This is a genomic window from Gordonia oryzae, from assembly GCF_003797185.1.
Classification (GTDB): domain Bacteria; phylum Actinomycetota; class Actinomycetes; order Mycobacteriales; family Mycobacteriaceae; genus Gordonia; species Gordonia oryzae.
In genome coordinates this window covers 270,331-293,548 of sequence record NZ_RKMH01000001.1, presented here as the reverse complement: position 1 = coordinate 293,548, position 23,218 = coordinate 270,331, and the positions used below count along the sequence as shown (strand labels likewise).

The following is a 23,218-nucleotide window of genomic DNA, read 5'->3' as shown; positions in this document are numbered from 1 at the left end:
ATCAACAAGCGCGTATCGACAGTGGTGAATACTGTTCATCCTGGCTGCGTGAACCGCCGAACATCGTGCACCTCCACCAAGATTCATCCGCTCGGACCAAGAGTTGCGATCGTTCAACCGACATCGATTCCCGGCCCGGCCCCCCGGAGCGGGCTATGCCTACTCACATAGGCTGTGGCCGTGGAGACCAGTTACTACGTTCCCGAAGGCTCAGGTTCGGACGGGTTCGAATACTTTCGGCCGACGTCGGCAACCATCAGTCCGTGGTCGTCGGAGATCCAGCACGGCGGTCCTCCCACCGGACTGTTGATGCGGGCGCTTGAGCACGCGGCGCCGGAGAAGTCCATGCACTTCACCAGGGTGACCACCGAGATCCTGGGTGCGGTCGGGCTCGAGATGAATCGGGTTCGGGCGCAAGTGATCCGGCCGGGCCGACGCATCAGCATGGTCGCCGCCGACCTGGAGGTTGTCCAACCCGACGGTTCCTATCGTCCGGTCGCCCGTGCGGTGGCCTGGCGATTGCGCGCCCTGGACACCTCGACGATCGCGGTCCGTCCCCAGTCGCCGCTGCACCCGACACCCGAGGACATCGACGTGACGGTCGGCGTTACCGCGGACAACTCGCTCGGGGTCGACTGGGGCACCGAGGGATTCATCGGGTCGACGGAGTCGGCGGTGACCGTCGGCAGGCTTGGCGCCACACCGGCGGTCTGGCTACGACCGGCGGTTGCACTCGTCGCCGGGGAGAAGATCTCCGATCTGCAATCGATCATGACGGTCGTCGACGTCGCCAACGGCCTCGGTACCCGATTGCGTCCGGACGAGTGGACGTGGATGAACACCGACACGACAGTGCACTTCTCCGCGGTCCCGTCCGGGCAGTGGCTCGGCATCGACGCCGAGTTGGCCGCGGGTTCCGACGGATTCGGCGCGACCTTCGCCGATCTCTACGACGCGAGCGGGTTCATCGGCCGGTCCGCGCAGACGGTGCTGCTCGACGGCCGCTGAACGGTAACCGGCTGACGACGCCCGCCAGACTCAGAACCGGCAGGACCGGATGTCGGAGGCCAGGATCGCCCGCACACCGAGTTCGGACAGTTCATCCATCAGGTTCTGGTGGCTTTTGCGCGGCACCATCGCGCGTACGGCGACCCAGTCCGGGTCGGCCATCGGCGAGACGGTCGGCGACTCCAAGCCCGGGGTGAGCGCGATGGCCTGCTCGAAGATCGTGCCGCGGGGACAGTCGTAGTCGATCATCACGTACTGCTGACCGAAGACCACGCCCTGCACGCGCTTGACAAATTGCCGTGCGCGTTTGTCGGTGTCGGTGCCGGTACGACTGATCAGTACGCCTTCGGAGTCGCACAGCGACTCACCGAATGCGGCCAATCCGTGCTGACGCAGCGTCCGTCCGGAGCCCACGACGTCGGCGATCGCATCGGCCACGCCGAGCTGGATCGAGATCTCGACCGCGCCGTCGAGGCGGATGATCTCGGCCTCCAGTCCGTGCGAGGCCAGGTCGGCGCGCACGAGATTCGGATAGGACGTCGCGATCCGTTTGCCTGCGAGGTCGGCAACGGTCCACTCCTGATCGCCCGGTGCGGCATACCGAAAGGTGGAGCTGCCGAATCCCAGGGCAAGCTCCTCGTCGACCTCGGCGCCCGAGTCGCGCGCGAGATCGCGGCCGGTGATCCCCAGGTCGAGGGTCCCGGCGCCGACATAGATGGCAATGTCCTTGGGGCGGAGAAAAAAGAACTCGACGTCGTTGGCGATGTCGAGGACGGTCAGGTCCTTGCTGTCGGTCCGCTTGCGGTAGCCGGCCTCGGCCAGGACTGCGGCAGCCGACTCCGACAGTGCGCCTTTGTTGGGTACTGCGACTCGCAGCATGATCACTCCAGAGGTAGCTGGTGAGCTGAGGGGATGATGAGAGGCGATGGGCCGCGCCAGATCGGGCGCGGCCTACAGATGGCGGTAGACGTCGACCGGCGAGAGACCGCGCTTGATCATCATCACCTGCAACCAGTAGAGCAGCTGGGAGATCTCCTCACCGAGCGACTCATCGGACTCGTACTCGGCGGCGAGCCACACCTCTCCGGCCTCCTCGATGATCTTCTTACCGAGGGTGTGCACGCCCGCGTCGAGAGCGGCGACGGTTCCGCTGCCGGCCGGCCGGTTCTTCGCCTTGTCGGTCAGCTCGGCGAACAGCTCGTCGAAGGTTTTCACGAGTTCCTATCCTCGCACGTGGGCTATGCGGAGTTCGGCGAGGGTGACCCCGACAAGCGAGGTCCGGAACTCCCGCAGCGGACCCGGTGGAACCGGCGCCGTCGAGGGCACCACGAGCGTCGTGCACCCGGCGGCGGTCGCCGATGAGGTCCCGGTCGGCGAATCCTCGACTGCGCGGCATCGGCGGGCGTCGACCCCGAGGAGCTCCGCCGCCAACAGATACGGATCCGGTGCCGGCTTGCCCGCGGCGACCTCGTCGCCGCACACCGTGACGGCGAAGTACCGCCGGTCGAGGGTGTCGAGGGCGAGTTCGGTCAGTTCGCGGACGGTGTTGGTGACCAGCGCCATCGGGATACCGGCCGCGGCGACGAGTTCGAGCGTCTCGCGGGCGCCCGATCGCCACGGCAGGTCATCGGCGAACAGTTCGGCGACCCGGTCGAGCAGCCATCGTTCGTCTCGGGCGTGATCACGATCAGCCGCCGAGAGCCCCGCGGCGGCGTAGACCTTGTCGAGTGCGTCGTGCATGGAGTTGCCCAGCGTCGACTCCCGCAGTTGCGAGGTCATTGGATAGCCGTGTCGCAGCGAGAGTTCGGCGACGGCGATATCCCACAGCCGTTCCGAGTCGAGCAGGGTGCCGTCCATATCCCAGAGGACGGCGTCGGGAGCACGACGATCGGCGGTTGTCGACACGAGAAAATCATCGCCGACAAGCGATGATCACACCCAATCCGGTGACCCCGGTCACGGACGGATGACCACTCCGCGAGCTCGCCGCAGGGTGTGGGCCACCGCCCCGACAAGACCGAGCGCGGCCAGACCCATCATCGACGCGTAGGTCCCGAGTGCGGTGTCACCTCGGCCGGAGGTGTAGCCGCCGGAGCCGCCATGTCCGCCGGGCGCGCCTCCTCCGCGACGGTCGCCGGTATCGCCGTGCCATTCGCCGCCCGCCCCGGCGCCAAAGCCGTGCTCTCGACCGGGTCCCCGACCACCCCCGAAGCCCTGACCACCCCCGGATCCCTGATCGCCGAAACCGTGGCCGGCGCCCCAACCCTGCCCCTGGTCGGCGCCCAGCGAGGAGTGGTATACGCCGATCGCCGCGGCCTGGATGAGAATCGGGATGATCACGAAGCGCAGTGGTAGGTAGAACGCCATGATCACGCTGAGCACTTCTGCCATGTAGAAGTACCGGTCGTGCATCGCCGGCAGCAGGAACGGCACAATCACCGCCGACGCCGTGGCCACCACGAGGATCGACGTGGGCGTCACCGGCGGCTCCTTCCACACCGACCACGCCAGGAACGCCACGACGATCGCCGCGGCGAGCCCGATGCCCAGATGCGCCAGCCACGTGGCGTCGCCGGAGATCGGGATCAGTTGGTACAGGTTGGCCGCCCCGAGGGTGAGTTGTCTGTAGGAGTCGGTCTGGTTCAGATACACCGACAGCGCATCCGACCACGGGGCGCCCACCGCCACGGCGGGAAGCGCCGCAGCGACGAATACCGCGGGAATCGTTGCCAGGGTGTACCACGGCAACCTGCCGCGTAGCAGCATCCACGCCAAGATCGGCAGCACGAAGACCGCCTGCAGCTTGAACGACAACGACAGTCCGAAGAAGGTGCACGCCCACAACGAGTTCAGGACATATTCCCGGTGAGTGATGCCCTCGCGCTGTGCGCGCAGCAAGAAGAAGATGCCACCGACCGCGAATGCCGAATAGATGGCGTCGGCCTGACCCCACCACGCACTGTTGGCGATCACTGACGGCAGGAACAGGATCAGACCGAAAGCCAAGGCACGCAGGGTGAATCGATCGGTGCGCCGGGCGACGATCCGGTAGGCGAAGAAGGCCAGGACCACATCGAAGGCCGCCGAGAGTGCCTTGATGGCGTCCAGCGTCGGAGCATGGACGACGGTGAGTAACCAGATCAGATAGAGGTAGGGGTAGTTGTAGTCGGCGAACTGCTCCCTGAACGCCCCAAAGCCCTGTGTGTCGAGGGTCGCGTACCAGCGCGACAGAAACACCCGGTAATCCATCGTCTCCATCGAGTGGAAGTGCCACCGTACCGCGACCGCTACGGCCACGAGGAAGCCCAGCACGAGCCATCGTGCCCACGTCGGCGCGGTGCGAGAGGGTCCGCTGTCGGTCGTTGGTTCGTCTCCGGCATCGGACACCTCGGTGGCCGGCAGGGTCGCAGAGGTCATGACGCCAAGGGTGGACACCGAAGCTGGGAAGCCGGTAGGCGCACGCTGGGAATCGGATGGCCCCGCCCCCGCGCGCGGCGATCGCAGAGTGTTCGCCGCGCACATCCCGGCAACCGCGAGAACGGCGGCATGTCGGTTCTCGGCTTCGGACATCGCAATCCCGATACCGCCGCCATCACATCGGCGCCGGCTCTCGCCGCGCTCGAGGTGGCACTGGGAACCGTTGCCCACGCGGTTGTGCTCGGGCGGCCGAATCCCGACCCGACCATGCGCTCGATCACCACCGCATGGCCATTCCTCGCCGTGGTCCTCCCACTGAACTTCCGAGAAGCAGGTGGTCTTGCCGTTGACCGAGCCCCTGCGCGGAAAGTCTCGCCGTACGCCGGTGGTGACGTGCTCAGGTGTTGAAGTACTTGGCCTCCGGGTGGTGCAGCACGAAAGCATCGGTCGATTGCTCGGGATGCAGCTGCAATTCCTCTGACAAGTGCACTCCGATGCGTTCGGGCTCGAGGAGCTCCATCAGCTTCGCGCGGTCGTCGAGGTCGGGGCATGCCCCATACCCGAACGAGAAACGCGCACCACGATATTCGAGGTCGAAGAAGCCCTGCGCGTTGTCGGGATCCTCGGCGTCGGCGGCGCGGTCGGCGAACGCCAGTTCCCCACGGACCCGCTGATGCCAGTACTCGGCCAGCGCCTCGGTGAGCTGCACGCTGATCCCGTGCACCTCGAGATAGTCGCGGTAGGCGTCGCGGGCGAACAACTCGTTGGCGAAGTCGGCGATCGGCTGCCCCATCGTCACCAGTTGGAACGGCAACACGTCGACGCGCCCGTCGGTCAGAGCCGCCTCGCGGGAGCGGACAAAGTCGGCGATGCACAGGAATCGTGACCGCTGCTGTCGCGGGAAGGTGAACGAGAACCTGATGGGCGCATCGGGTGTCGGCTCGGCGAGTATGTGCACCACATCGCCGTCACTGACCGCCGGGAAGTAGCCGTAGACCACGGCTGCGTGCGCGAGAATGCCCTCGGTGGAGAGGCGATCGATCCATTCACGCAGACGGGGTCGGCCCTCGGTATCGACGAGTTCCTCGTAGGTGGGTCCACTACCTCCACGCGCCCCACGTAATCCCCACTGTCCCAAGAACAGTGCACGTTCGTCGAGCAGCTGGAGGTAATCCGCGACCGGGATTCCCTTGATGATCCGGGTACCCCAGAACGGCGGGGTCGGGATCTCGTTGTCAGCGATGACATCCGAGCGTGCGGGCACCTCGACAGGCGTCTCGGCAGCCTTGCGTTTGGCGGCGATCCGCTGTGATCGTTCGTGTCGCGCCTTGCGTTCAGCTGCCTTTTTCGCCGCGGCGAGGGAATCAGCGCTCTCCGGGACCGCCCCACCGCCGCGTTTGAGCGCCATGATCTCGTCCATCAACCGCAGGCCCTCGAAGGCATCCCGCGCGTAATGGACCTGACCCTCGTAGGTGTCGGAAAGGTCGTTCTCGACGTAGGCGCGGGTCAGGGCGGCACCGCCGAGGAGCACGGGGTAGTTCTCGGCGAGCCCGCGGGCGTTGATCTCCTCGAGGTTCTCCTTCATCACCACCGTCGACTTGACCAACAGGCCCGACATGCCGATCACGTCGGCGCGCTTGTCCTCGGCGACCTCGAGGATCGTCGAGATCGGTTGTTTGATACCAATGTTGACGACCTCGTACCCGTTGTTGGACAGGATGATGTCGACGAGATTTTTGCCGATGTCGTGCACATCGCCCTTGACGGTGGCCAGCACGATGCGACCCTTGCCGTCCTCGCCGGTGGCCTCCATATGCGGTTCCAGATGTGCCACTGATGATTTCATCACCTCTGCGGACTGCAACACGAACGGCAGCTGCATCTGACCCGAGCCGAACAACTCACCGACGGTCTTCATCCCCGACAGCAACGTCTCGTTGATGATCTCCAGTGGAGGCTTCTGGGTCATCGCCTCGTCGAGATCGGCCTCCAGACCGTTGCGTTCCCCGTCGACGATGCGCCGCTCGAGCCGCTCGAACAGCGGGAGACGTGCAAGCTCCTGCGCGCGCGACTCGCGGGCAGAGGCCGCAGAGACGCCCTCGAACAACTCCATCAGCTTCTGCAGCGGGTCGTAGTCCTCGCTGCCCGCACTGCGTATGCCCGCCACCCCGCGACGGTCGTAGACCACGTCGAGTGCGACGTCGCGCTGTTCGTCGGGAATCTTGTTCATCGGCAGGATCTTCGACGCGTGCACGATCGCCGTGTCGAGTCCGGCCTGCACGCATTCGTGCAGGAACACCGAGTTGAGCACCTGCCGAGCCGCCGGGTTCAAACCGAAGGAGATGTTCGAAATCCCCAAGGTGAAGTGGACGTCGGGATGCGCCTCGTGCAGTCGGCGGATCGCCTCGATGGTCTCGATGCCGTCGCGGCGCACCTCCTCCTGCCCCGTCGAGATCGGGAAGGTGAGGGTGTCGAGGATGATGTCCTCCTCGGCGAGGCCCCAGTTGCCCGTGATGTCGGCGATCAGGCGCTGCGCGACACGGATCTTCCAGTCCGCGGTTCGCGCCTGCCCCTCCTCATCGATGGTCAACGCAACCACCGCGGCACCGTGCTCGACGACCAATGACATGATGCGCGAGAACCTCGACTCCGGCCCGTCGCCGTCCTCGTAGTTCACCGAGTTGACCGCGCATCGGCCACCGAGCGCCTCTAGCCCGGCGCGGATGACCTCCGGTTCGGTCGAATCCAGCATGATGGGCAGCGTCGACGAGGTCGCGAAGCGACTCGCCAGGGCGGTCATGTCCGCCGCACCGTCACGGCCCACGTAGTCGACATTGAGGTCGAGCATGTGTGCGCCGTCGCGGGTCTGCTCCTTGGCGATGTCGAGGCAGCGCTGATAGTCCGCGGCGAGCATCGCCTCACGGAATGCCTTGGAGCCGTTGGAATTCGTGCGTTCACCGATCACCAGGAAGCTGGCGTCCTGATCGAACGGAACCGCGGAGTAGAGCGAAGACGTCTCCGAGATGTGTTCCGGTGCGCGATCGGCCTTGGCGGTCTCGGCGACCGCGGCGGCCACCTGACGGATGTGTTCGGGGGTGGTGCCGCAGCAGCCACCGACGAAGGCCAATCCGAACTCACCGACGAAAGCGCTGAGCGCCGAAGCCAATTCGTCGGGCCGCAGCGGATACTCGGCACCGTTGGGCCCCAGCTGTGGCAGCCCCGCGTTGGGCATCACCGACACCGGGATCCGGGCGTGGCGGGACAGGTACCGCAGATGCTCGCTCATCTCCGCGGGCCCGGTCGCGCAGTTCAGTCCGATCATGTCGACCCCGAGCGGCTCGATGGCGGCCAGCGCCGCGCCGATCTCGGAGCCGAGCAGCATTGTCCCGGTGGTCTCCACGGTGACGTGGGAAATGATCGGAATCCGTCGGCCGCGTTCGTCCATTGCCGCACGTGCGGCCACCACTGCTGCCTTGACCTGCAAAAGATCCTGCGAGGTCTCGATGAGGACGGCGTCTGCGCCACCATCGAGCATACCGGCGACACACTCGAAGTAGGCGTCGCGGATCACGCCGAAGGTGGTGTGCCCGAGACTCGGTAGTTTGGTTCCCGGACCGATGGATCCGAGAACGAATCGGGCCGTTCCGTCGGCCGAGGGGCCCATCTCGTCGGCGACCCCCCGCGCGATCGCCGTTCCCTTGTAGGACAGTTCACGGATGCGGTCGGCGATGTCATAGTCGCCCAGATTGGACAGGTTGCAACCGAAGGTATTGGTTTCCACCGCATCGGCACCGGCCTCGAAGTAGGCCCGATGGATCTGCTCGAGGACGTCGGGCCGGGTGTCGTTGAGGATCTCGTTACAACCCTCGAGACCTGCGAAATCGTCGAGTGTCAACTCGGCTGCCTGCAGCATTGTCCCCATCGCGCCGTCGCCGACCAACACACGGCGCGCCATGGCCGAGAGGAAGGTGGTGTCGTGGTTTCCCGGGTTCGGCGTGTGCGACGACATGGTGTTCAGAGTAGTTCGCTCTCTCTAGGGTTCGGTCGTAGGCTGGATCAGTGAACGCCGAGCAGATGTCGAACCTTCCCCGCTTGCGCAAACCCATCCTGCTGGCCGCCTTCGAGGGCTGGAACGATGCCGGCGATGCCGCGAGCAGCGCCGTGGAGCACCTTGCGCTCATGTGGGACGCGAGTCCGCTCGCGGAGATCGACTCCGACGACTACTACGACTTCCAGGTGAACCGTCCGACGATCAAACAGATCGACGGGGTGACCCGTCGAATCGACTGGCCGACCACGTCCATTTCCTACTGCCGCCCGCAAGGGGCCAACCGGGACATTGTACTCGTGCGCGGTATCGAACCCAACATGCGGTGGCGTGGTTTCTGCGCCGAGATCGTCGCCTGCGCCGAAGCCCTGGACGTGGAGACCACCGTGATGCTCGGCGCTCTGCTCGCCGACACCCCGCATACTCGACCGGTGCCGGTCACCGGCAGTGCCTATAGCAGTGAGGCGGCCGCCCGGTACAACCTCACCGAGAGCCGCTATGAGGGACCCACCGGCATCACCGGGGTGCTGCAGGACCTGTTCGTACAGGCCGGACTGCCTGCGGTGGCATTCTGGGCGGCGGTCCCCCATTACGTCTCCACCCCGCCGAATCCGAAGGCGACAGTCGCGCTGCTGAACCGTGTCGAGGAGGTGCTCGACATCGAGGTGCCGCTGGGCATACTGCCCGAGCAGGCCGAGGAGTGGGAGCAGGCGGTCACCGAGATGACCGAGGACGACGAGGAGATCGCCGACTACGTCCGGGGGCTCGAGGAGCGTGGAGACGCCGAGATCGACACCGATGAGGTGATGGCCAAGATCGACGGGGACGCCCTGGCCGCGGAGTTCGAGCGGTACCTCAAAAGACGCGGAGGGCCTGGATCGTTCGGCGGCTGAGGCTCAGCCGATCCGTTCGATCGACACGACCGGAGTGGTGATCCGCCACGTCCGGACGTCGGGGTCGTCGGCGGCGCGGACCCAGAACTGTGCGGATTCCCCCACCCGGCAGGACTTCACCCCGAGCAGCGGGATGTCTTCGGAGTCACGGCGCAGGGTGCTCACCGCCCACTCCTCGCTGTCGGTGCTGCCCACACCGGGCGCGCGCAGCAGGGTCATCTCATCGAAGTCGAGGAGGTAGGTCGACGTCCGGGTTTGCACGGTCCACACCCCGGTTGCGGTGTCGGGATTGATCTCCTGCACACGAGCCACGCGCAAACCTTACTCACCCGGCCGGCGCGGTAACCAGCCGAGGTCGCCTTGGACAGGTCGGGCGGAGCAGTCAGAGCAGGCTCACACCGAGCAGCGCGTCGACCGCGGTGGCGAGTGCATCCGGCGCCGCGGTGTCCCTGCCGATCCCCTGCTCCACGTCACGACACCAACCGTCGACCGCGTCGAGGGCCTTCGGGGTGTCGAGATCGTCGGCGAGATGCACGCGAATCCGCTCCACCACCGGCATCGCATCGGGGCCACGGCCGCATGCCACGGCGTGTCGCCAGCGCGCGAGCCGCTCGGTGCCGGTCGTCAGGACGTCATCGGTCCACATCCGCTCGCCGCGATAATGATCGGCGAGCAACGCAAGCCGGATCGCGGCCGGGTCGACACCCTGCGAGCGCAACCGTGAGACGAAAACGAGATTGCCGCGGCTCTTGGACATCTTCTCACCGTCGAGTCCGACCATGCCGGTGTGGACGTAATGCCGTGCGAAGCGCCGCGATCCGGTCAATGCCTCACCGTGCGCGGCAGAGAACTCGTGATGCGGGAAGATCAGGTCGTTGCCGCCGCCCTGGATGTCGAACTCGCTGCCGAGCCGGTTCAGTGCGATCGCCGAACACTCGATGTGCCAACCGGGCCGTCCACGCCCGAACGGCGCATCCCAGCCGGGCTCGCCAGGTCGTTCGGCACGCCACAGCAACGCATCGAGCCGATCCCGTTTACCCGCGCGATCCGGGTCCCCCCCACGTTCGGCGAACAACCTCAGCATCGTCTCCCGGTCGTATCCCGACTCGTAGCCGAATTGCTCGGTGGCGTCGATGCGAAAGTAGACGTCGGGGTACTCGGGATCATCGACCACGTAGGCCGCCCCCGAGGCCAGGAGTGTGCCGACCATCTCCACGACCTCGCCGACTGATTCCATCGCGCCGATGTAGTCGCGAGGTGGGAGCACCCGTAGCGCGGTCATGTCGTCGCGGAACAGCTGAATCTGCTCGCTGCCGAGGTCTCGCCAGTCCACCCCGTCGCGTTCGGCGCGCTCGAAGAGCGGGTCGTCGACGTCGGTGATGTTCTGCACGTAGTGCACGTCGTGACCCTGATCACGCAGGACGCGATTGACCATGTCGAAGGCCAGATACGTTGCGGCGTGGCCCAGATGGGTGGCGTCGTACGGGGTGATTCCGCACACGTACATGGTGGCCGTCGGGCCCGGGGAGACGGGGCGGACCGCCGCGCCCGCGGTGTCGAAGAGTCGGAGCGCGGGTCCGGCGCCGGGAACGGCGGGAACCGCGGGATCGGGCCACGAATGCATGCGTCCACTGTATGGCGGCCGCGCGAGGGACCACGGATGGGGGCCGCAGGCCTTCGACGCCGGAGGTGTGGCGCCGCGTGGAGCGCACACGCGTGGGTGAGCGCCGACGGGTCAAAACGGGGGCCAGGGAATGGGCCGATGGCCCGGCGGTAGCGGCATGGTCTCGGACTCGGCGAGTACCAATGCGCGGATGGTCAGCGCGTCGATCTCGTCGACGGTGATGTGCCGGGCCAGCTCGGCACGCAACGTCGACGACGTGGTTTCCAGTTCCCCGACGAACTCGACGACATCGGCGAGAAGATCCGCCGGAACGGGTTCGCCCGCCCAACCCCACAACACCGTGCGCAGCTTGTCCTCGCTGTGCAGGCAGATGCCGTGATCAACGCCGTAGACCCCGCCGTCGAGTCCTTCGAGCACGTGTCCGCCCTTGCGGTCGGCATTGTTGAGGAGCACGTCGAGCACCGCCACGCGCCGCAGGCGCGGATCGTCGGCGTGTACCAGCTCGACCGGTTCTCCACGCCCATCCAGGGCACGCAGGATGGACAGATATCCGTCGGGCACCGCGCCGACCGGACAAAGGTCCACCAGATCGATCCTCGCAGCCGGCAATTCGAGATCCTCGGGTTCCGGTTCCGGGGTCTCGATCCACCGTTGCACCATCCCCACCCCGAGCGGTCCATCGCGCAGCACCGTCGTCGGAATGACGTCCCAGCGCAGCGCCCGCGAGACCAGGTAGGACGCCACCTCTCGTCCGGCCAGGGTGCCATCGGGGAAGTCCCACAGCGGGATCTCGCCGCGCACCGGTTTGTAGACGCATCGGACCGCGCGATCACCGACGACGGCGTCGCACACCAGGGTCGCATTGCTGGCCGTCTGGATGCGGCCGATGATCGTGAGTTCACCGACGCGCAGCACGGCATCCGCGGCGACGTCGTCGGTATCGTCGTCCCCCGACTCCGGGCACGAATCGGGTTGCGGCACATCGGAAGCACCCCCGATGCTCACGGCGAGGCCAAGCTCTGGTGGTCGGTCACAGCACCGTCGCCGCGGTCATCGGGAGCCCCCCTGCGGACCTGCGTCGGGATCGTCGCTGCTCTCCCCGCGCGAATCATCGGACGCCGGGTTCTCCTCGTCACCGAGCAGCAGCGGACCGTCGGTGAGCCCGTTGAGCACCTCCGGATCGATGAAGTCCAGCGACTTGCTCAGTTCGGCGTCACGCTTGTAGCCGTTGGTCCGTACACAGAGATGCCCCTGGTCGTCGAGCGGTTCGCCACAGAGCGGGCACGGGGGTCGGCCCGCCGAGATCACCCGGGTGGACCGGGCGGCGAACTCACGGGCGGCGCGTGTCGTCAGGAACACGCGCACCGCGTCTGGGCCCTCGTCGGTGTCGTCGAGGACGACGCTCTCGTCGAATTCACCCTCGGTGATGGCGAGCAATTCCACGACGACCGCCTCGGACTCGGCGTCCCACCCCAAACCCATGGTGCCGACCCGGAACTCGGCATCGACGGGCATGACGAGCGGACTGAGGTCGTTGACCTGCTCGGCCTCCGGCGGAATAGGGGTCCCGAAACGCCGATGGATCTCCTCGAGCAGGGCGCCGATCCGTTCGGCGAGTATCTGGACCTGCTGCTTCTCCAGGACGACGCTGATGATGCGCGCCTCGTGCACGGCCTGGAGGTAGAACGTGCGGTCACCGGGCTGCCCGACGGTACCCGCGACGAATCGGTCAGGACTGCGAAACACGTGTATCGCTCGTGACATCACCCACCTCCTTACGCTGTGTGGTCATTATCCGTGCCGGCCGGTCCCCGCGGCCACCGGCGACTCGGGCTGCGGTTCGTTGTCGCCGGGCCCGACAGATGGTGTCGGGTTCTCGTCGTCGGAACCGGTGTCGCCGCCGACGACCGCATCGATGGACGCCGGTGGCCGGATTGGCACCGACAAGGTCGTCGTCGAGTTCACCGTGTGCACGTAGGGCCGAGTATCGCCATAGCGGATGATGCTCACCGAGGCGGGCTCGACGACGATGCGTTGGAACGAATCGAGATGCATCCCCATGGCGTCGGCGACGATCGCCTTGATCACATCGCCGTGCGAACAGGCCACCCACACCCCGGCGCCGTCCGATCCGCCGAACTCGCGGTCGAGAGCACGAACCGCCGCGACCGCCCGTGCCTGCACCGTGGCCAGTCCCTCACCGTCGGGAAAGACGGCCGCGGAAGGATGCTGCTGAACTGTCGTCCACAGTGGCTCCTTGCGCAACTCCGCGATCGTACGGTTTGTCCACGCACCGTAGTCGACCTCCGCGAGATCGTCGACGACGATTTCCGGCACATCGAGTCCCGCGTCGGCCAGAGCGGCCACCAGCGGTCCCATCGTCTCCGCGCACCGCTGCAGTGGTGACCGGGCTACCACGGTGATCGCGGCCAGATACGGCTGCAGACGGTCGACGAGTGCGGCGGCTTGCCCCCGGCCCTTGTCGTCGAGGGACACGCCGGGAGTGCGCCCCGCGAGCACCCCGGAGGTGTTGGCCGTGGAACGTCCGTGGCGCACGAGGATCACGGTCATGCCCCAACCTTATGCATCCGCAGAAAACACAGCACATCGGTACCGGTGGGCGAGCTGACCCTCCCGGTTCATGTGGCGTCGATGACACCGGGTCATGTGGCGTCGATGACACCGGGTCATGTGGCGTCGATGACACCGCTGGCCAACAGGCCCATCACGACGAGACCCACGATGACCCGATAACCGCCGAACCAGTTCATCGAGTGGTCGCTGACGAAGCGCAACAACCACGCGATCGAGACATAACCCAGCACGAACGCCACGAGGGTGGCCACCACCAACTGCGCACCTGTGGCCTCCATCCCACCACCGGTCGGATGGATGGCGTCGGGGATGCTGAACAGTCCCGACGCCAGCACCGCAGGAATGGCGAGCAGGAACGAGAAGCGGAACGCGACCTCGCGTTCGAGCCCGAGGAACAGGCCCACGCTGGCCGTCGCTCCCGACCGGGAAACTCCCGGAACCAGCGCCAGACACTGCGCCAGACCCATGACCATTCCGTCACGCAGGGTCAGTTGCTCCATCGAGCGGCGTTGGGTCGCGAAGCGTTCGGCCAGCCAGAACACCCCCGAGAACAGGATCAGCACCGTCGCGACCAGCCACAGATTGCGGGCCGCCGAGCGGATCTCGTCCTTGAGCAGGAAACCGATCAGACCGATCGGGATCGTCGCGAGGATCACATACCACCCAACGCGGTAGTCGAGCCCCCGCTCATCGCGGGCGAATAATCCTCGGAACCAGGCGAGCACGATCCGGGCGATGTCACGGGCGAAGAAGACGAGCACCGCGGCCTCGGTGCCCAGCTGAGTCACCGCGGTGAACGACGCCCCGGCGTCCTCCCCGAACATCAATTCCGAGGCGATGCGCAGGTGTCCCGAGGACGAGATCGGCAAAAACTCGGTGAGGCCCTGGATGGCGCCGAGGACGATCGACTGGGCCCACGTCATGGTGTCGGTCACGGCGGTCGATGCTACTCGGGATGTGTCCGATCCCCTCGACACCGAGAACCGTCGGGTATGCGGCGCCGCTGCCGACCCGCGGCGACCCGACCCGGTAGGGATGTGTGCAAGATGGGTGGCATGTCTGCCAGTCACTCCCGCACCACGGCCCGCACCAGCGCTCGCCGGACCATCGGTCTGCTCGTCCCGCTCGCCGCGGCCGCACTCGTCGTCGCGGGATGCAACTCCTCCAGCGGTTCGCAGACCCCCACAGATGTGCCCACTGTCACCCCGGCCTCCGCGAGTCCCGCACCACCGGGTGCACCACGCACGCCCGCCGGCGTGATCGTCCCCACCCCCGCCGGATCCTCGTCGCCGGCTCTGTCGGACGGGCGCCTTGCGGTGATCGGTCCCGGCGGTACCGCCGTCCTGCGCTTCGACGAGTCGGCCATGACCGCGGCCGCGTCGTCGACTCCCGCGGCACTTCCCGCAGCGACATCAGTCGCGACCCCCGCACTCACCCACCTCGTGGGCGCTGGTGACGGCGGTTTCATCGGTGTCGGGCCGGGCCACGTGGTGCGCATCGGCCGCGACGGCCAGGTGCGCAGCGAGGTTCTGCACACCGCGAACCCCAGCGCCCTGGCCCGCACCCCCGACGGTCGCACCCTGGTCGGCACCGACAACGGCCACGTGCTCGTCCTCGATCGCGATCTGGCCCAGCACCGCGACATCGCCGGATTCGTCCGTGTCGACGACATCACCGTCGCGCCACCGGGCGCCGATGCACCCGCCGAGCAGGTCGTGGTGCTCGACCGCGCGCAATCCTCAGTGACCCCCGTCGACCTGGATAGCGGTGATCTCGGACCGGCCCTTCGGGCCGGAAACGGTGCCACCAACTCCGCCGTCGACCACTACGGACGCGTACTCGTGGCCAACACCCGCGACGACGAGATCGTCGGGTTCTTCGGATCACCACTGCTGATGCGGTTCCGCTATCCGGTGTCCGACGGCCCTTACGCCGTAGACTACGACGACGCCCGCAATCTCCTGTGGGTCTCGACGACGGGCAACAACGAAGTGGTGGCCTATGACCTCGCCACCGGCGAACCGACCGAGAAGCATCGGTTCGCCGCGGTCGCCCAACCGGATGCGATCGTCGTCGACGACGAGAGCGGATCGGTGTTCGTGCTCTCGGCTCGAGACGGAGGAATCCAGGTGGTCACGACAGCTGCACAGACCGGCGGTGCGCCGGTGACGCCCACCGCTCCGGCGACCACCGGCGCCGCCCGATGACGACGAGGCGGACGGGGCAGGTATCCGTCGGATCGGGACGCGCGGGCGTGCGCAACGGCGCACGCTATCCGCGCGGCTGGGAGGTCACCTCCGAGGACTACGAGTGCTTGTTGGTACGACTACCCCCGGACGTCACCCGCGTCACTGCGTCGATGCGGTTGTCGTTGGAGGCCGAATTCGGCGGGTGGGAGCTGTCGCGGGTGCGGCTGTATACCGATGGCACCCGCAAGGTGCTGCTGAAACGTCGGCGTTCGGCGCGCGCGCACGGCCCCGATACCTGCACCGAGATTATTCGGAATGACTTGTCCCCCAGCGATTCACAATCAGAGCAGGTGCACCACGAGGGCGGTGCCCGAGCATGCTAACCCGCCTGAATCGGGCGCTCTATCCGCCACTGCTGCGCCTGATGTTCCTGCTTCCGCCCGAACGCATCCATCGCATCGTCTCGGCCACCATCGCCACGACCATGCGCGTGCCCGCCCTGCGCGCACTGTCGGCGCGTGTGCTCGCTCGCCACGACCCGATCCTTCGGCAACAAGTGTTCGGCGTCGACTTCCCCGCCCCGCTGGGCCTGGCCGCCGGCTTCGACAAGTCGGCCACCGCCGTGAATGCCTGGGGGCAGCTGGGTTTCGGCTATGCCGAAATCGGCACCATTACCGGTCGGGCACAGCCGGGCAATCCCGCTCCGCGGCTGTTCCGACTGCCACGCGATCGCGCGCTGATCAACCGGATGGGCTTCAATAATCCCGGTGCCGAGGTCGCCGCCGAGAACCTGCGAGCGGCCCGCCCCGGGCCGGTGCGCGTCCCTATCGGAGCCAACATCGGCAAGACCAAGGTGGTGCCCGTCGACGAGGCCGTCGACGACTATCGGCTCTCCGCAAGGCTTCTCGGACCACACGCAGACTTCATGGTGGTCAACGTCAGCTCTCCGAACACCCCCGGACTCCGCGACCTCCAGGCCGTCGACTCGCTGCGCCCGATCCTCGCAGCGGTACTGGAGGAGGTCACAGTGCCGGTACTGGTGAAGATCGCCCCCGACCTCGCCGACACCGATATCGACGCCGTCGCCGACCTGGCCGTCGAACTCGGACTCGCCGGGATCGTCGCCACCAACACCACCATCGGGAGACAGGGCCTGCGCACACCGACCGCCGAGATCGAGGCAATGGGCGCGGGCGGACTATCCGGGGCACCACTGACCGCACGGTCTCTTGAGGTGCTCCGCCGACTGTACGGCCGTGTGGGAGGCCGCATCTCGCTGATCAGCGTCGGCGGCATCGACACCGTCGACCAGGCGTGGGAACGCATCTTGGCCGGCGCCGACCTCCTCCAGGCCTACACCCCGTTCATCTATGGGGGCCCGGTGTGGGTCGCGGGAATCAACGCCGGGATCGCCGACCGCCTACGAGCGGGCGGATACCCGAACCTCGCTGCGGCGGTCGGTGCCGACACCCGTCATTGAGCGCCGGCACCGACCGCACATCACGCATCCGCGCGGTTTCAGAGATCTTCTGTGTCACAGGTCTTCTGCGTCACAGACGCTCTGCGGGCTGCTCGTAGGTGCCGACGAGAGTGGCCCGCGCGATGGCGTGAGAGAACAGAGTGAACCCGAGGTAGGCCGGTGTGGCACCATCGGGCAGACCGAGGGACTCTACGTCGACGGCGTGCACGACTACGAAGTAGCGGTGCGCACCGTGGCCGGGAGGGGGTGCGGCTCCGACGAATCGGCGCAACGACGCGTCGTTGGCCAGCGTCACCGCCCCGGCAGGCAGACCGGACCCGTCGTCGTCACCGGCGCCCTCGGGCAGGCTCGTCACCGACACCGGGATGTCGGCGACCGCCCAGTGCCAGAATCCCGACGCGGTCGGCGCGTCGGGGTCGTATACGGTGACCGCGAAACTCTTGGTGTCGCTGGGGAATCCGGACCAGCTCAGCTGCGGCGACGAATCCTGACCGCCTGCTCCCATCAGGCCGCTCACCTGTGGATTGGCCAGCGGCGCACCATCGTCGAAGCTAGTGGAACTCACCTCGAAACCGGGCAGTGCGGGTAACGACTCGTACGGATCGACGTTCGACATCGGATCACCTTTCTCGTGGTCGGCGCGCTTCCCGACCCACTGTATGCGCGCACACTAGCTGTGGAGCAAGAAGTGTTCGAGCACCTTGGTGCCGAACACGACCGAATCCACCGGCACCCGCTCGTCGACACCATGGAACAGGGCGGCGAAATCCAGTTCGCGGGGCAACTGCAGTGGAGCAAAACCGAAGCACCGGACGCCGAGTTTCGCGAACGCCTTGGCGTCGGTGCCGCCGGACATCATGTACGGCACGGTCCGTGCGCCCGGATCATGGGCGAGGATCGCCGCGTTCATCGCGTCGACGAGGTCGCCGTCGAAGGTGGTCTCGTAGGAGTCGAGGTGGGTGATCCACTCCCGGGTGACATTGGGCCCGATGAGTCGATCGATCTCGGCCTCGAACTCCTTCTGCCGGCCGGGCAGGATGCGGCAGTCGACGACCGCCTCGGCCTTCTGCGGGATCACGTTGGCCTTGTATCCGGCCCGCAGCATCGTCGGGTTGGCCGTGTCCCGCAATGTCGCACCAAGGATCCGGGCCAGGCTGCCCAGTTTGAACAGTGAGGTCTCCAGATCGGGCGCGTCCGGACGAAGATCCAGACCGGTCTCCTCGGACACCGCGGCCAAGAACTCGGCGACCGATTCACTCACCACGAGCGGAAAGGTGTGCCGGCCAATGCGGGCGACCGCCTCGGCCACCTCGGTGACGGCGTTGTCGGCGTGCAAGAAGGATCCGTGGCCGGCGGTGGCGTCGGCGGTCAGCCGCATCCACGCCAGCCCCTTCTCGGCGGTCTCCACCAGATACAGCCGCCGTTCGGTGCCGTCGGTCCGGTCGACCGTCAACGAATACCCACCGACCTCTCCGACGGCCTCGGTGACGCCCTCGAACAGATCGGGCCGATGTTCGACGAGCCAGTGCGCTCCCCAGGTTCCGCCTGCCTCCTCGTCGGCGAGGAAGGCGAAGACCAACTCGCGTGGCGGTGTCGTGCCCGCACGCCGGAACTGTCGCGCGAGCGCAAGTGCCATGCCGACCATGTTCTTCATGTCGACCGCGCCGCGGCCCCAGATGTAGCCGTCCTTGACGGTGCCGGAAAAGGGGTGCACGCTCCAGTCGGCCGGTTCGGCGGGCACCACGTCGAGGTGGCCGTGAATCAGCAGAGCTCCGCGATCGGAGTCCGGGGAGCCGGGCAGTCGGGCGAAGACGTTGCCGCGACCGGGTTGACCGGACTCCACGTACTCGGTGGTGTAGCCCACCTCCTCAAGCATCGACGCCACCCATGTGGCGCATTCCTCCTCGCCTCGGGTGGTCTCCAGCTCTCCGGTGTTGCTGGTGTCGAAACGGATCAAGGTGCTCACGAGGTCGACGACCTCGTCGACGGCGCGCGGGGTGTTCGACTCTTCGGTCACCCCTCACTCCTACGGGATTTGGGATACCGGGGCAACCTCGGTTAGTGTTATCGCCGCCGGTGTGAGAGGTTGCCTCGCACGCCGGGTTGACAATTAAGTCCGAGTGGCGGAATGGCAGACGCGCTAGCTTGAGGTGCTAGTGCCCTATTAACGGGCGTGGGGGTTCAAGTCCCCCCTCGGACACCCACACCAGACGAGGTCCTCGGGGAATTTTCCCGGGGACCTCGTCTGGTTCTGTGGCATCTACTCAACCGTCGGCGTCGGCGCCGACGAGGGTCCGGCCCCGACATCAGGCTGGTGCAGCACCGCCCAATCCGACGCGACGCCTGCGCCCCGCGCATCCGCGTGCGATCGAGATCGACGCGCAGTGGCACCGGGACCTCGACCCGGGCCACGGCATACTCCCGGTTCATCTTGCCCACGCGGGCGATCTCCCCGTTGCGGAAGTGCCAGAAGGTACCGTTTCCCTCGCGCCCGGTGGTGATGCGCACGCCGACGCTTGCGACCGCGCCGACCGCCCGCCTCACCGAGATCCACGATGTCACTGACACCGTACGGGTCTCGAGGAGCAGGGACACGCCGGTCCCGAAGTCCCGCAGCAGGTTCTGCGCCCCCGAACCCGACGGCCGGCCGAGCACCCCGGCGGCCGAGGCGATGAACGGCGTTGCGATGTCGCCGGGCACCGACAGGATCGCCACGGTCCGCCCAGGCCGGCACGATGATCGACACCGTCGACTTCAGCGCCGAACCGATGGTGCGGGCCAGCTGATAACGACGCTGCGACACAGTCGCTTTCGCCGCCACCGGGCCTCGTCTCGGTTGGCGCACGTTCGCGCAGATGCCGGATCAGGGCAGGCGCCTTGCAGTCGGCGGCGTCGGGGTTCTCGGGGGTGTCCCGATCGATGAGGCGACGGGCGATTCACCGCACGATCAGCGCGCTGACGAGGTGGCAGACGATACGAATGGGCTGTTCCACCAGACGCATTCGGTTGTGTCGCCAGATTCGACGGCGGGCTGCGTGATGGGGCCATCGGCCGCGCCGAGAGTGGAAAGATCCATGCTCCACCGGTATGGACATCCCACGATCCGTCGAACCCGCTGCGCAACGGCGGTGGACACACCGGAACGGGCGGGTGCGCACCAGTAGGTGCGAGACTGGTGCGGTGACCCACCGTGTGTTCTTCGACTGCGATACCGGGATCGACGACTCGCTCGCCCTGCTCTATCTACTCGCCCGCGACGACGTCGATCTCGTCGGGATCGCAAGTACGGCCGGCAATGTACCGGCCGATGTGGTCGCCACCAACAACCTCGCGTGGCTCACGCTCTGCGGTCGCGAGGACGTAGCGGTTCATCAGGGGGCACCCGGCCCTCTGGTTGCCGACCTGATGACCACCGAGGATACCCATGGGCCGCTCGGGGTGGGCTATGCCGAGCTGCCGACCCCGACGCAGGCCGTCGCCGGTCTCGACGCCGCAGACGCGTGGGTGCAAGCGGCCGCTGCACATGATGGCGAGCTCGTCGGACTCGTGACGGGTCCGATGACCTCGCTGGCCACCGCGATCCGTCGCGACCGCGACCTGCCGCTGCGGCTGCGACGACTGGTGATCATGGGTGGGGCGTTCCACGTGCACGGCAACACCACGCCGACCTCGGAATGGAATGTCGCCGTCGATCCGGAGGCCGCGGCCGAGGTCTTCGCGGCGTTCGGCACCGACGGGGCGCCGCAACCGATCGTGTGCCCGCTCGATCTCACCGAATCCATCGCCCTGACCCCCGATCACACGGTGCGTCTGGCCGCCGCGGCCGGGAGCACCCCGCTGGAGTGCCCGGATCCCGCCGACGAGCCGGGTATGCGGTCGGTGGCGACCAACGTGATCATCCGGCATGTGATGGACGCGCTGCGTTTCTATCTGGAGTTCCACCATGCTCACGATGAGGGCTACATCGCCCACCTACACGACCCGTTCGCGGCGATGGTGGCGCTGGATCCGTCGTGGGTACACACCCGGCCGGCCCGGGTCGCGGTCGAACTCACCGGCACCCTGACGCGCGGCACGACGGTCGCCGACGAACGCGGGATGTGGGGTGGCACACCGAATGTGCGGGTGGCCTCGACCACCGACGTCGATCGTGTCTTCGACGACCTCATCGAGACGGTCGCGACGCTCGCCCGACGCGTGGGCAACCCGGCCGCGGGAGCGTAGCGTTGGAGCGGTGACCCGCCTCGGATACCAGATCCCGAACTTCACCTATCCCGACACCGCGCCCGATCAACTCTTCCCCACGATCACCGCGCAGGCCGTCGAGGCGGAGAACTCCGGCTTCGACACCGTGCTGGTGATGGACCACTTCTATCAACTCCCGATGCTCGGTGAACCCGACGAACCGATGATCGAGTGCTACACACTGCTCGCTGCGCTGGCCCAGCACACCTCGCGGGTACGGCTATCGGCTCTCGTCACCGGCAACACCTATCGCAATCCCACTCTGCTCGCCAAGATCGTCACCGCCCTCGATGTGGTTTCGGCGGGCCGCGCCCAACTCGGCATCGGCGCGGGTTGGTTCGAGCTCGAACACGACTCGCTCGGGTACGAGTTCGGTACGTTCACCGATCGGTTCGAGAAACTCGAGGAGGCGCTGCAGATCATCCTGCCCATGCTGCGCGGTGAGCGGCCGACCCTGGCGGGCAAGTGGTACCAGGTTGACGACGCCGTGAACTCCCCCGTCCCGCTCGGTCGGATCCCGGTGATGATCGGCGGTGGTGGTGAGCGCAAGACACTGCGGATGGTCGCCCAGTACGCCGACGAATCGAACCTCATCTGCGGGGCCGACGAGATCGGCCGCAAACTCGACGCCCTCGCCCACCACTGCGAGCGCCTCGGCCGCGATCGCTCCGAGATTGTCGTGACGCTGCAGACCTCGGCGTGCGTGGCACCGACCCACGAGCAGGCGGAGCAGGAGTTCGACGCCTATGTTGCCCGCAACCCGCGGGCACAAGCACGCCGCGGCGGCGCGATCATCGGCTCGCCGGAGGAGGTCGCGCAACGCTTCTCGGCACTGGTGGACACGGGGATCGACGGGGTCACGGTGAACGCACCCGCCAACGGCCATATCCCCGGCCGTGTCGACCTGCTCGGTCGGACCCTCGCACCGCTGATCAACCGCTAGCGGCAGGAACCGCCGATCCGCGCCGCGACAGTACCGCGGCCCGCCGCCCGGTTCCGTTCAGCGCACCCACGCGAGCCGACAGCCTTTCGACGATCTCCCCTGAGCCGCCGGCGACGGTGGACAGGACAATCGCGGCCCGCCTGTGGATGTGCCCAGAGTTGCACCGCGTGTCGATGACGCTGGTCACCTCTTCATCGGCGCGCGGCCGGTAGCTGCGGTCGAGTGCCGGTCGCCATGGACATCGGCATGGCAGAAACGGCCGACGTCGGCGAGTAAATCGCTGATCGGTGTCGACTCGAAGCCACTGGCGAATACCAGTACATCACAAAGGATCTCGGGCTTCTCACCGTTCATCCGACGCATCACCCGCAGACGGGCCGCATCGTCGGTCCCGGCGATGTCGAGCTTCCCGGTGCAACCGTGGAGGAACAACCGTCGGTGCCCGTCGACCCGTTCGGTGGATTCGCGCCGGTTTAGCTCGCTGACGAGTTCTGCATTGATGGCCCAGTAGTGCGTTGCCGCGGCGGTAGGTCGGGATGCGCTCACGCCAGGCGGGTTGCAGCGCGAAGTAGTCGTCGTCGGCACCGGGATCGAAGATCCGATTCGCGTAGGGGGCTGTGATCAGCTGGGACATCACCAATCTGGCGAGGTCGGCATGCACCTGCGCCTCGGACTTCTTGCCGAACTAACGCAGCCACCTCGGCGGCGACACCGGTCGCCACCAACCTATCGCGCGCGCAACCGACCCGCTGAAGTATGCCGGCGTCGCACCTCGA

Annotated in this window: 23 protein-coding genes and 1 tRNA gene; 9 read left to right on the top strand and 15 right to left on the bottom strand. The window is 66.8% G+C overall.

Features of this window, described 5'->3' with window-relative positions:
- The first annotated feature begins 174 nt into the window (after positions 1–174).
- Positions 175–1,008, top strand: coding sequence for a thioesterase family protein (locus tag EF294_RS01385; protein WP_123925221.1), 834 nt, complete (start codon positions 175–177; stop codon positions 1,006–1,008).
- A 30-nt stretch (positions 1,009–1,038) separates the two neighbouring features.
- Here EF294_RS01385 and hisG read toward each other — a convergent pair whose 3' ends face one another.
- The 4 genes from hisG to EF294_RS01365 form a co-directional block, all read right to left on the bottom strand.
- Positions 1,039–1,887 (bottom strand): ATP phosphoribosyltransferase, encoded by an 849-nt coding sequence (gene hisG / locus EF294_RS01380; protein ID WP_123925220.1) that lies wholly within the window; start codon positions 1,885–1,887, stop codon positions 1,039–1,041.
- Between the two features lie 72 nt (positions 1,888–1,959).
- The gene (locus EF294_RS01375; RefSeq protein ID WP_123925219.1) at positions 1,960–2,223 is read right to left on the bottom strand and encodes a phosphoribosyl-ATP diphosphatase; all 264 of its coding nucleotides are present in this window, start codon (positions 2,221–2,223) and stop codon (positions 1,960–1,962) included.
- A 6-nt stretch (positions 2,224–2,229) separates the two neighbouring features.
- A complete protein-coding gene (locus EF294_RS01370; RefSeq protein ID WP_123925218.1) occupies positions 2,230–2,913 on the bottom strand; it encodes an HAD family hydrolase in 684 nt (227 codons plus the stop codon).
- Between the two features lie 51 nt (positions 2,914–2,964).
- The gene (locus EF294_RS01365) at positions 2,965–4,425 is read right to left on the bottom strand and encodes a hypothetical protein (protein ID WP_123925217.1); all 1,461 of its coding nucleotides are present in this window, start codon (positions 4,423–4,425) and stop codon (positions 2,965–2,967) included.
- Between the two features lie 129 nt (positions 4,426–4,554).
- Here EF294_RS01365 and EF294_RS22520 point away from each other — a divergent pair, with 129 nt between their 5' ends.
- Positions 4,555–4,833 (top strand): hypothetical protein, encoded by a 279-nt coding sequence (locus EF294_RS22520; RefSeq protein WP_342774303.1) that lies wholly within the window; start codon positions 4,555–4,557, stop codon positions 4,831–4,833.
- Here EF294_RS22520 and metH read toward each other — a convergent pair.
- The gene (metH, locus tag EF294_RS01355) at positions 4,823–8,434 is read right to left on the bottom strand and encodes a methionine synthase (RefSeq protein ID WP_123925216.1); all 3,612 of its coding nucleotides are present in this window, start codon (positions 8,432–8,434) and stop codon (positions 4,823–4,825) included. The two genes, EF294_RS22520 and metH, sit on opposite strands and share 11 nt — an antisense overlap.
- 50 nt (positions 8,435–8,484) lie before the next feature.
- Between metH and EF294_RS01350 the strand changes: the two genes are divergently transcribed.
- The gene (locus tag EF294_RS01350) at positions 8,485–9,366 is read left to right on the top strand and encodes a PAC2 family protein (protein ID WP_123925215.1); all 882 of its coding nucleotides are present in this window, start codon (positions 8,485–8,487) and stop codon (positions 9,364–9,366) included.
- Positions 9,367–9,369: 3 nt separating this feature from the next.
- Here EF294_RS01350 and EF294_RS01345 read toward each other — a convergent pair whose 3' ends face one another.
- From EF294_RS01345 to EF294_RS01320, 6 genes are all read right to left on the bottom strand, one after another.
- Complete coding sequence (locus tag EF294_RS01345; RefSeq protein ID WP_123925214.1) at positions 9,370–9,678, bottom strand: hypothetical protein; 309 nt, start codon at positions 9,676–9,678, stop codon at positions 9,370–9,372.
- A gap of 70 nt (positions 9,679–9,748) precedes the next feature.
- Positions 9,749–10,990 carry a cysteine--1-D-myo-inosityl 2-amino-2-deoxy-alpha-D-glucopyranoside ligase gene (gene mshC, locus EF294_RS01340; protein WP_123925213.1) on the bottom strand — a complete coding sequence of 414 codons (1,242 nt, stop codon included), beginning with the start codon at positions 10,988–10,990 and terminating at the stop codon, positions 9,749–9,751.
- A gap of 111 nt (positions 10,991–11,101) precedes the next feature.
- Positions 11,102–11,971, bottom strand: a complete 870-nt coding sequence (locus tag EF294_RS01335; RefSeq protein WP_246007600.1) for an SCO1664 family protein — start codon at positions 11,969–11,971, stop codon at positions 11,102–11,104.
- 69 nt (positions 11,972–12,040) lie between these two features.
- Positions 12,041–12,754: a DUF3090 domain-containing protein gene (locus tag EF294_RS01330; protein WP_123925211.1), complete on the bottom strand. Its 714-nt coding sequence runs from the start codon at positions 12,752–12,754 to the stop codon at positions 12,041–12,043.
- Positions 12,755–12,781: 27 nt separating this feature from the next.
- Positions 12,782–13,561, bottom strand: a complete 780-nt coding sequence (locus EF294_RS01325; protein ID WP_123925210.1) for an MSMEG_4193 family putative phosphomutase — start codon at positions 13,559–13,561, stop codon at positions 12,782–12,784.
- 116 nt (positions 13,562–13,677) lie between these two features.
- Positions 13,678–14,520, bottom strand: coding sequence for an undecaprenyl-diphosphate phosphatase (locus EF294_RS01320; RefSeq protein ID WP_123925209.1), 843 nt, complete (start codon positions 14,518–14,520; stop codon positions 13,678–13,680).
- Positions 14,521–14,631: 111 nt separating this feature from the next.
- Between EF294_RS01320 and EF294_RS01315 the strand changes: the two genes are divergently transcribed.
- The 3 genes from EF294_RS01315 to EF294_RS01305 are packed head-to-tail and all read left to right on the top strand — an operon-like array spanning position 14,632 to position 17,254.
- Positions 14,632–15,792, top strand: a complete 1,161-nt coding sequence (locus EF294_RS01315) for a YncE family protein (protein WP_246007599.1) — start codon at positions 14,632–14,634, stop codon at positions 15,790–15,792.
- The gene (locus EF294_RS01310) at positions 15,789–16,157 is read left to right on the top strand and encodes a DUF5703 family protein (protein WP_123925207.1); all 369 of its coding nucleotides are present in this window, start codon (positions 15,789–15,791) and stop codon (positions 16,155–16,157) included. Before EF294_RS01315 ends, EF294_RS01310 begins: the two co-directional genes overlap by 4 nt.
- Positions 16,151–17,254 (top strand): quinone-dependent dihydroorotate dehydrogenase, encoded by a 1,104-nt coding sequence (locus tag EF294_RS01305; protein ID WP_123925206.1) that lies wholly within the window; start codon positions 16,151–16,153, stop codon positions 17,252–17,254. Before EF294_RS01310 ends, EF294_RS01305 begins: the two co-directional genes overlap by 7 nt.
- A gap of 70 nt (positions 17,255–17,324) precedes the next feature.
- On the opposite strand, the gene EF294_RS01300 is transcribed toward EF294_RS01305, so the two are convergent.
- A complete protein-coding gene (locus EF294_RS01300) occupies positions 17,325–17,870 on the bottom strand; it encodes a YbhB/YbcL family Raf kinase inhibitor-like protein (protein WP_123925205.1) in 546 nt (181 codons plus the stop codon).
- A gap of 54 nt (positions 17,871–17,924) precedes the next feature.
- Positions 17,925–19,271, bottom strand: a complete 1,347-nt coding sequence (locus EF294_RS01295) for a M20/M25/M40 family metallo-hydrolase (protein WP_123925204.1) — start codon at positions 19,269–19,271, stop codon at positions 17,925–17,927.
- Between the two features lie 97 nt (positions 19,272–19,368).
- On the opposite strand from EF294_RS01295, the gene EF294_RS01290 reads away from it, so the two are divergent.
- Positions 19,369–19,454, top strand: a tRNA-Leu gene (locus EF294_RS01290).
- Here the strand turns inward: EF294_RS01290 and EF294_RS21740 are convergent.
- A complete protein-coding gene (locus EF294_RS21740) occupies positions 19,436–19,969 on the bottom strand; it encodes a mechanosensitive ion channel family protein (RefSeq protein ID WP_246007598.1) in 534 nt (177 codons plus the stop codon). The two genes, EF294_RS01290 and EF294_RS21740, sit on opposite strands and share 19 nt — an antisense overlap.
- Positions 19,970–20,434: 465 nt before the next feature.
- Between EF294_RS21740 and EF294_RS01280 the strand changes: the two genes are divergently transcribed.
- Positions 20,435–21,478 carry a nucleoside hydrolase gene (locus tag EF294_RS01280; RefSeq protein WP_123925203.1) on the top strand — a complete coding sequence of 348 codons (1,044 nt, stop codon included), beginning with the start codon at positions 20,435–20,437 and terminating at the stop codon, positions 21,476–21,478.
- A 10-nt stretch (positions 21,479–21,488) separates the two neighbouring features.
- On the top strand, positions 21,489–22,442 hold the full coding sequence (locus EF294_RS01275; RefSeq protein ID WP_123925202.1) for an LLM class F420-dependent oxidoreductase: 954 nt from the start codon (positions 21,489–21,491) through the stop codon (positions 22,440–22,442).
- 183 nt (positions 22,443–22,625) lie between these two features.
- Here the strand turns inward: EF294_RS01275 and EF294_RS01270 are convergent, their stop codons facing one another.
- The gene (locus EF294_RS01270; protein ID WP_123925201.1) at positions 22,626–22,988 is read right to left on the bottom strand and encodes a hypothetical protein; all 363 of its coding nucleotides are present in this window, start codon (positions 22,986–22,988) and stop codon (positions 22,626–22,628) included.
- Between the last annotated feature and the right edge of the window lie 230 nt (positions 22,989–23,218).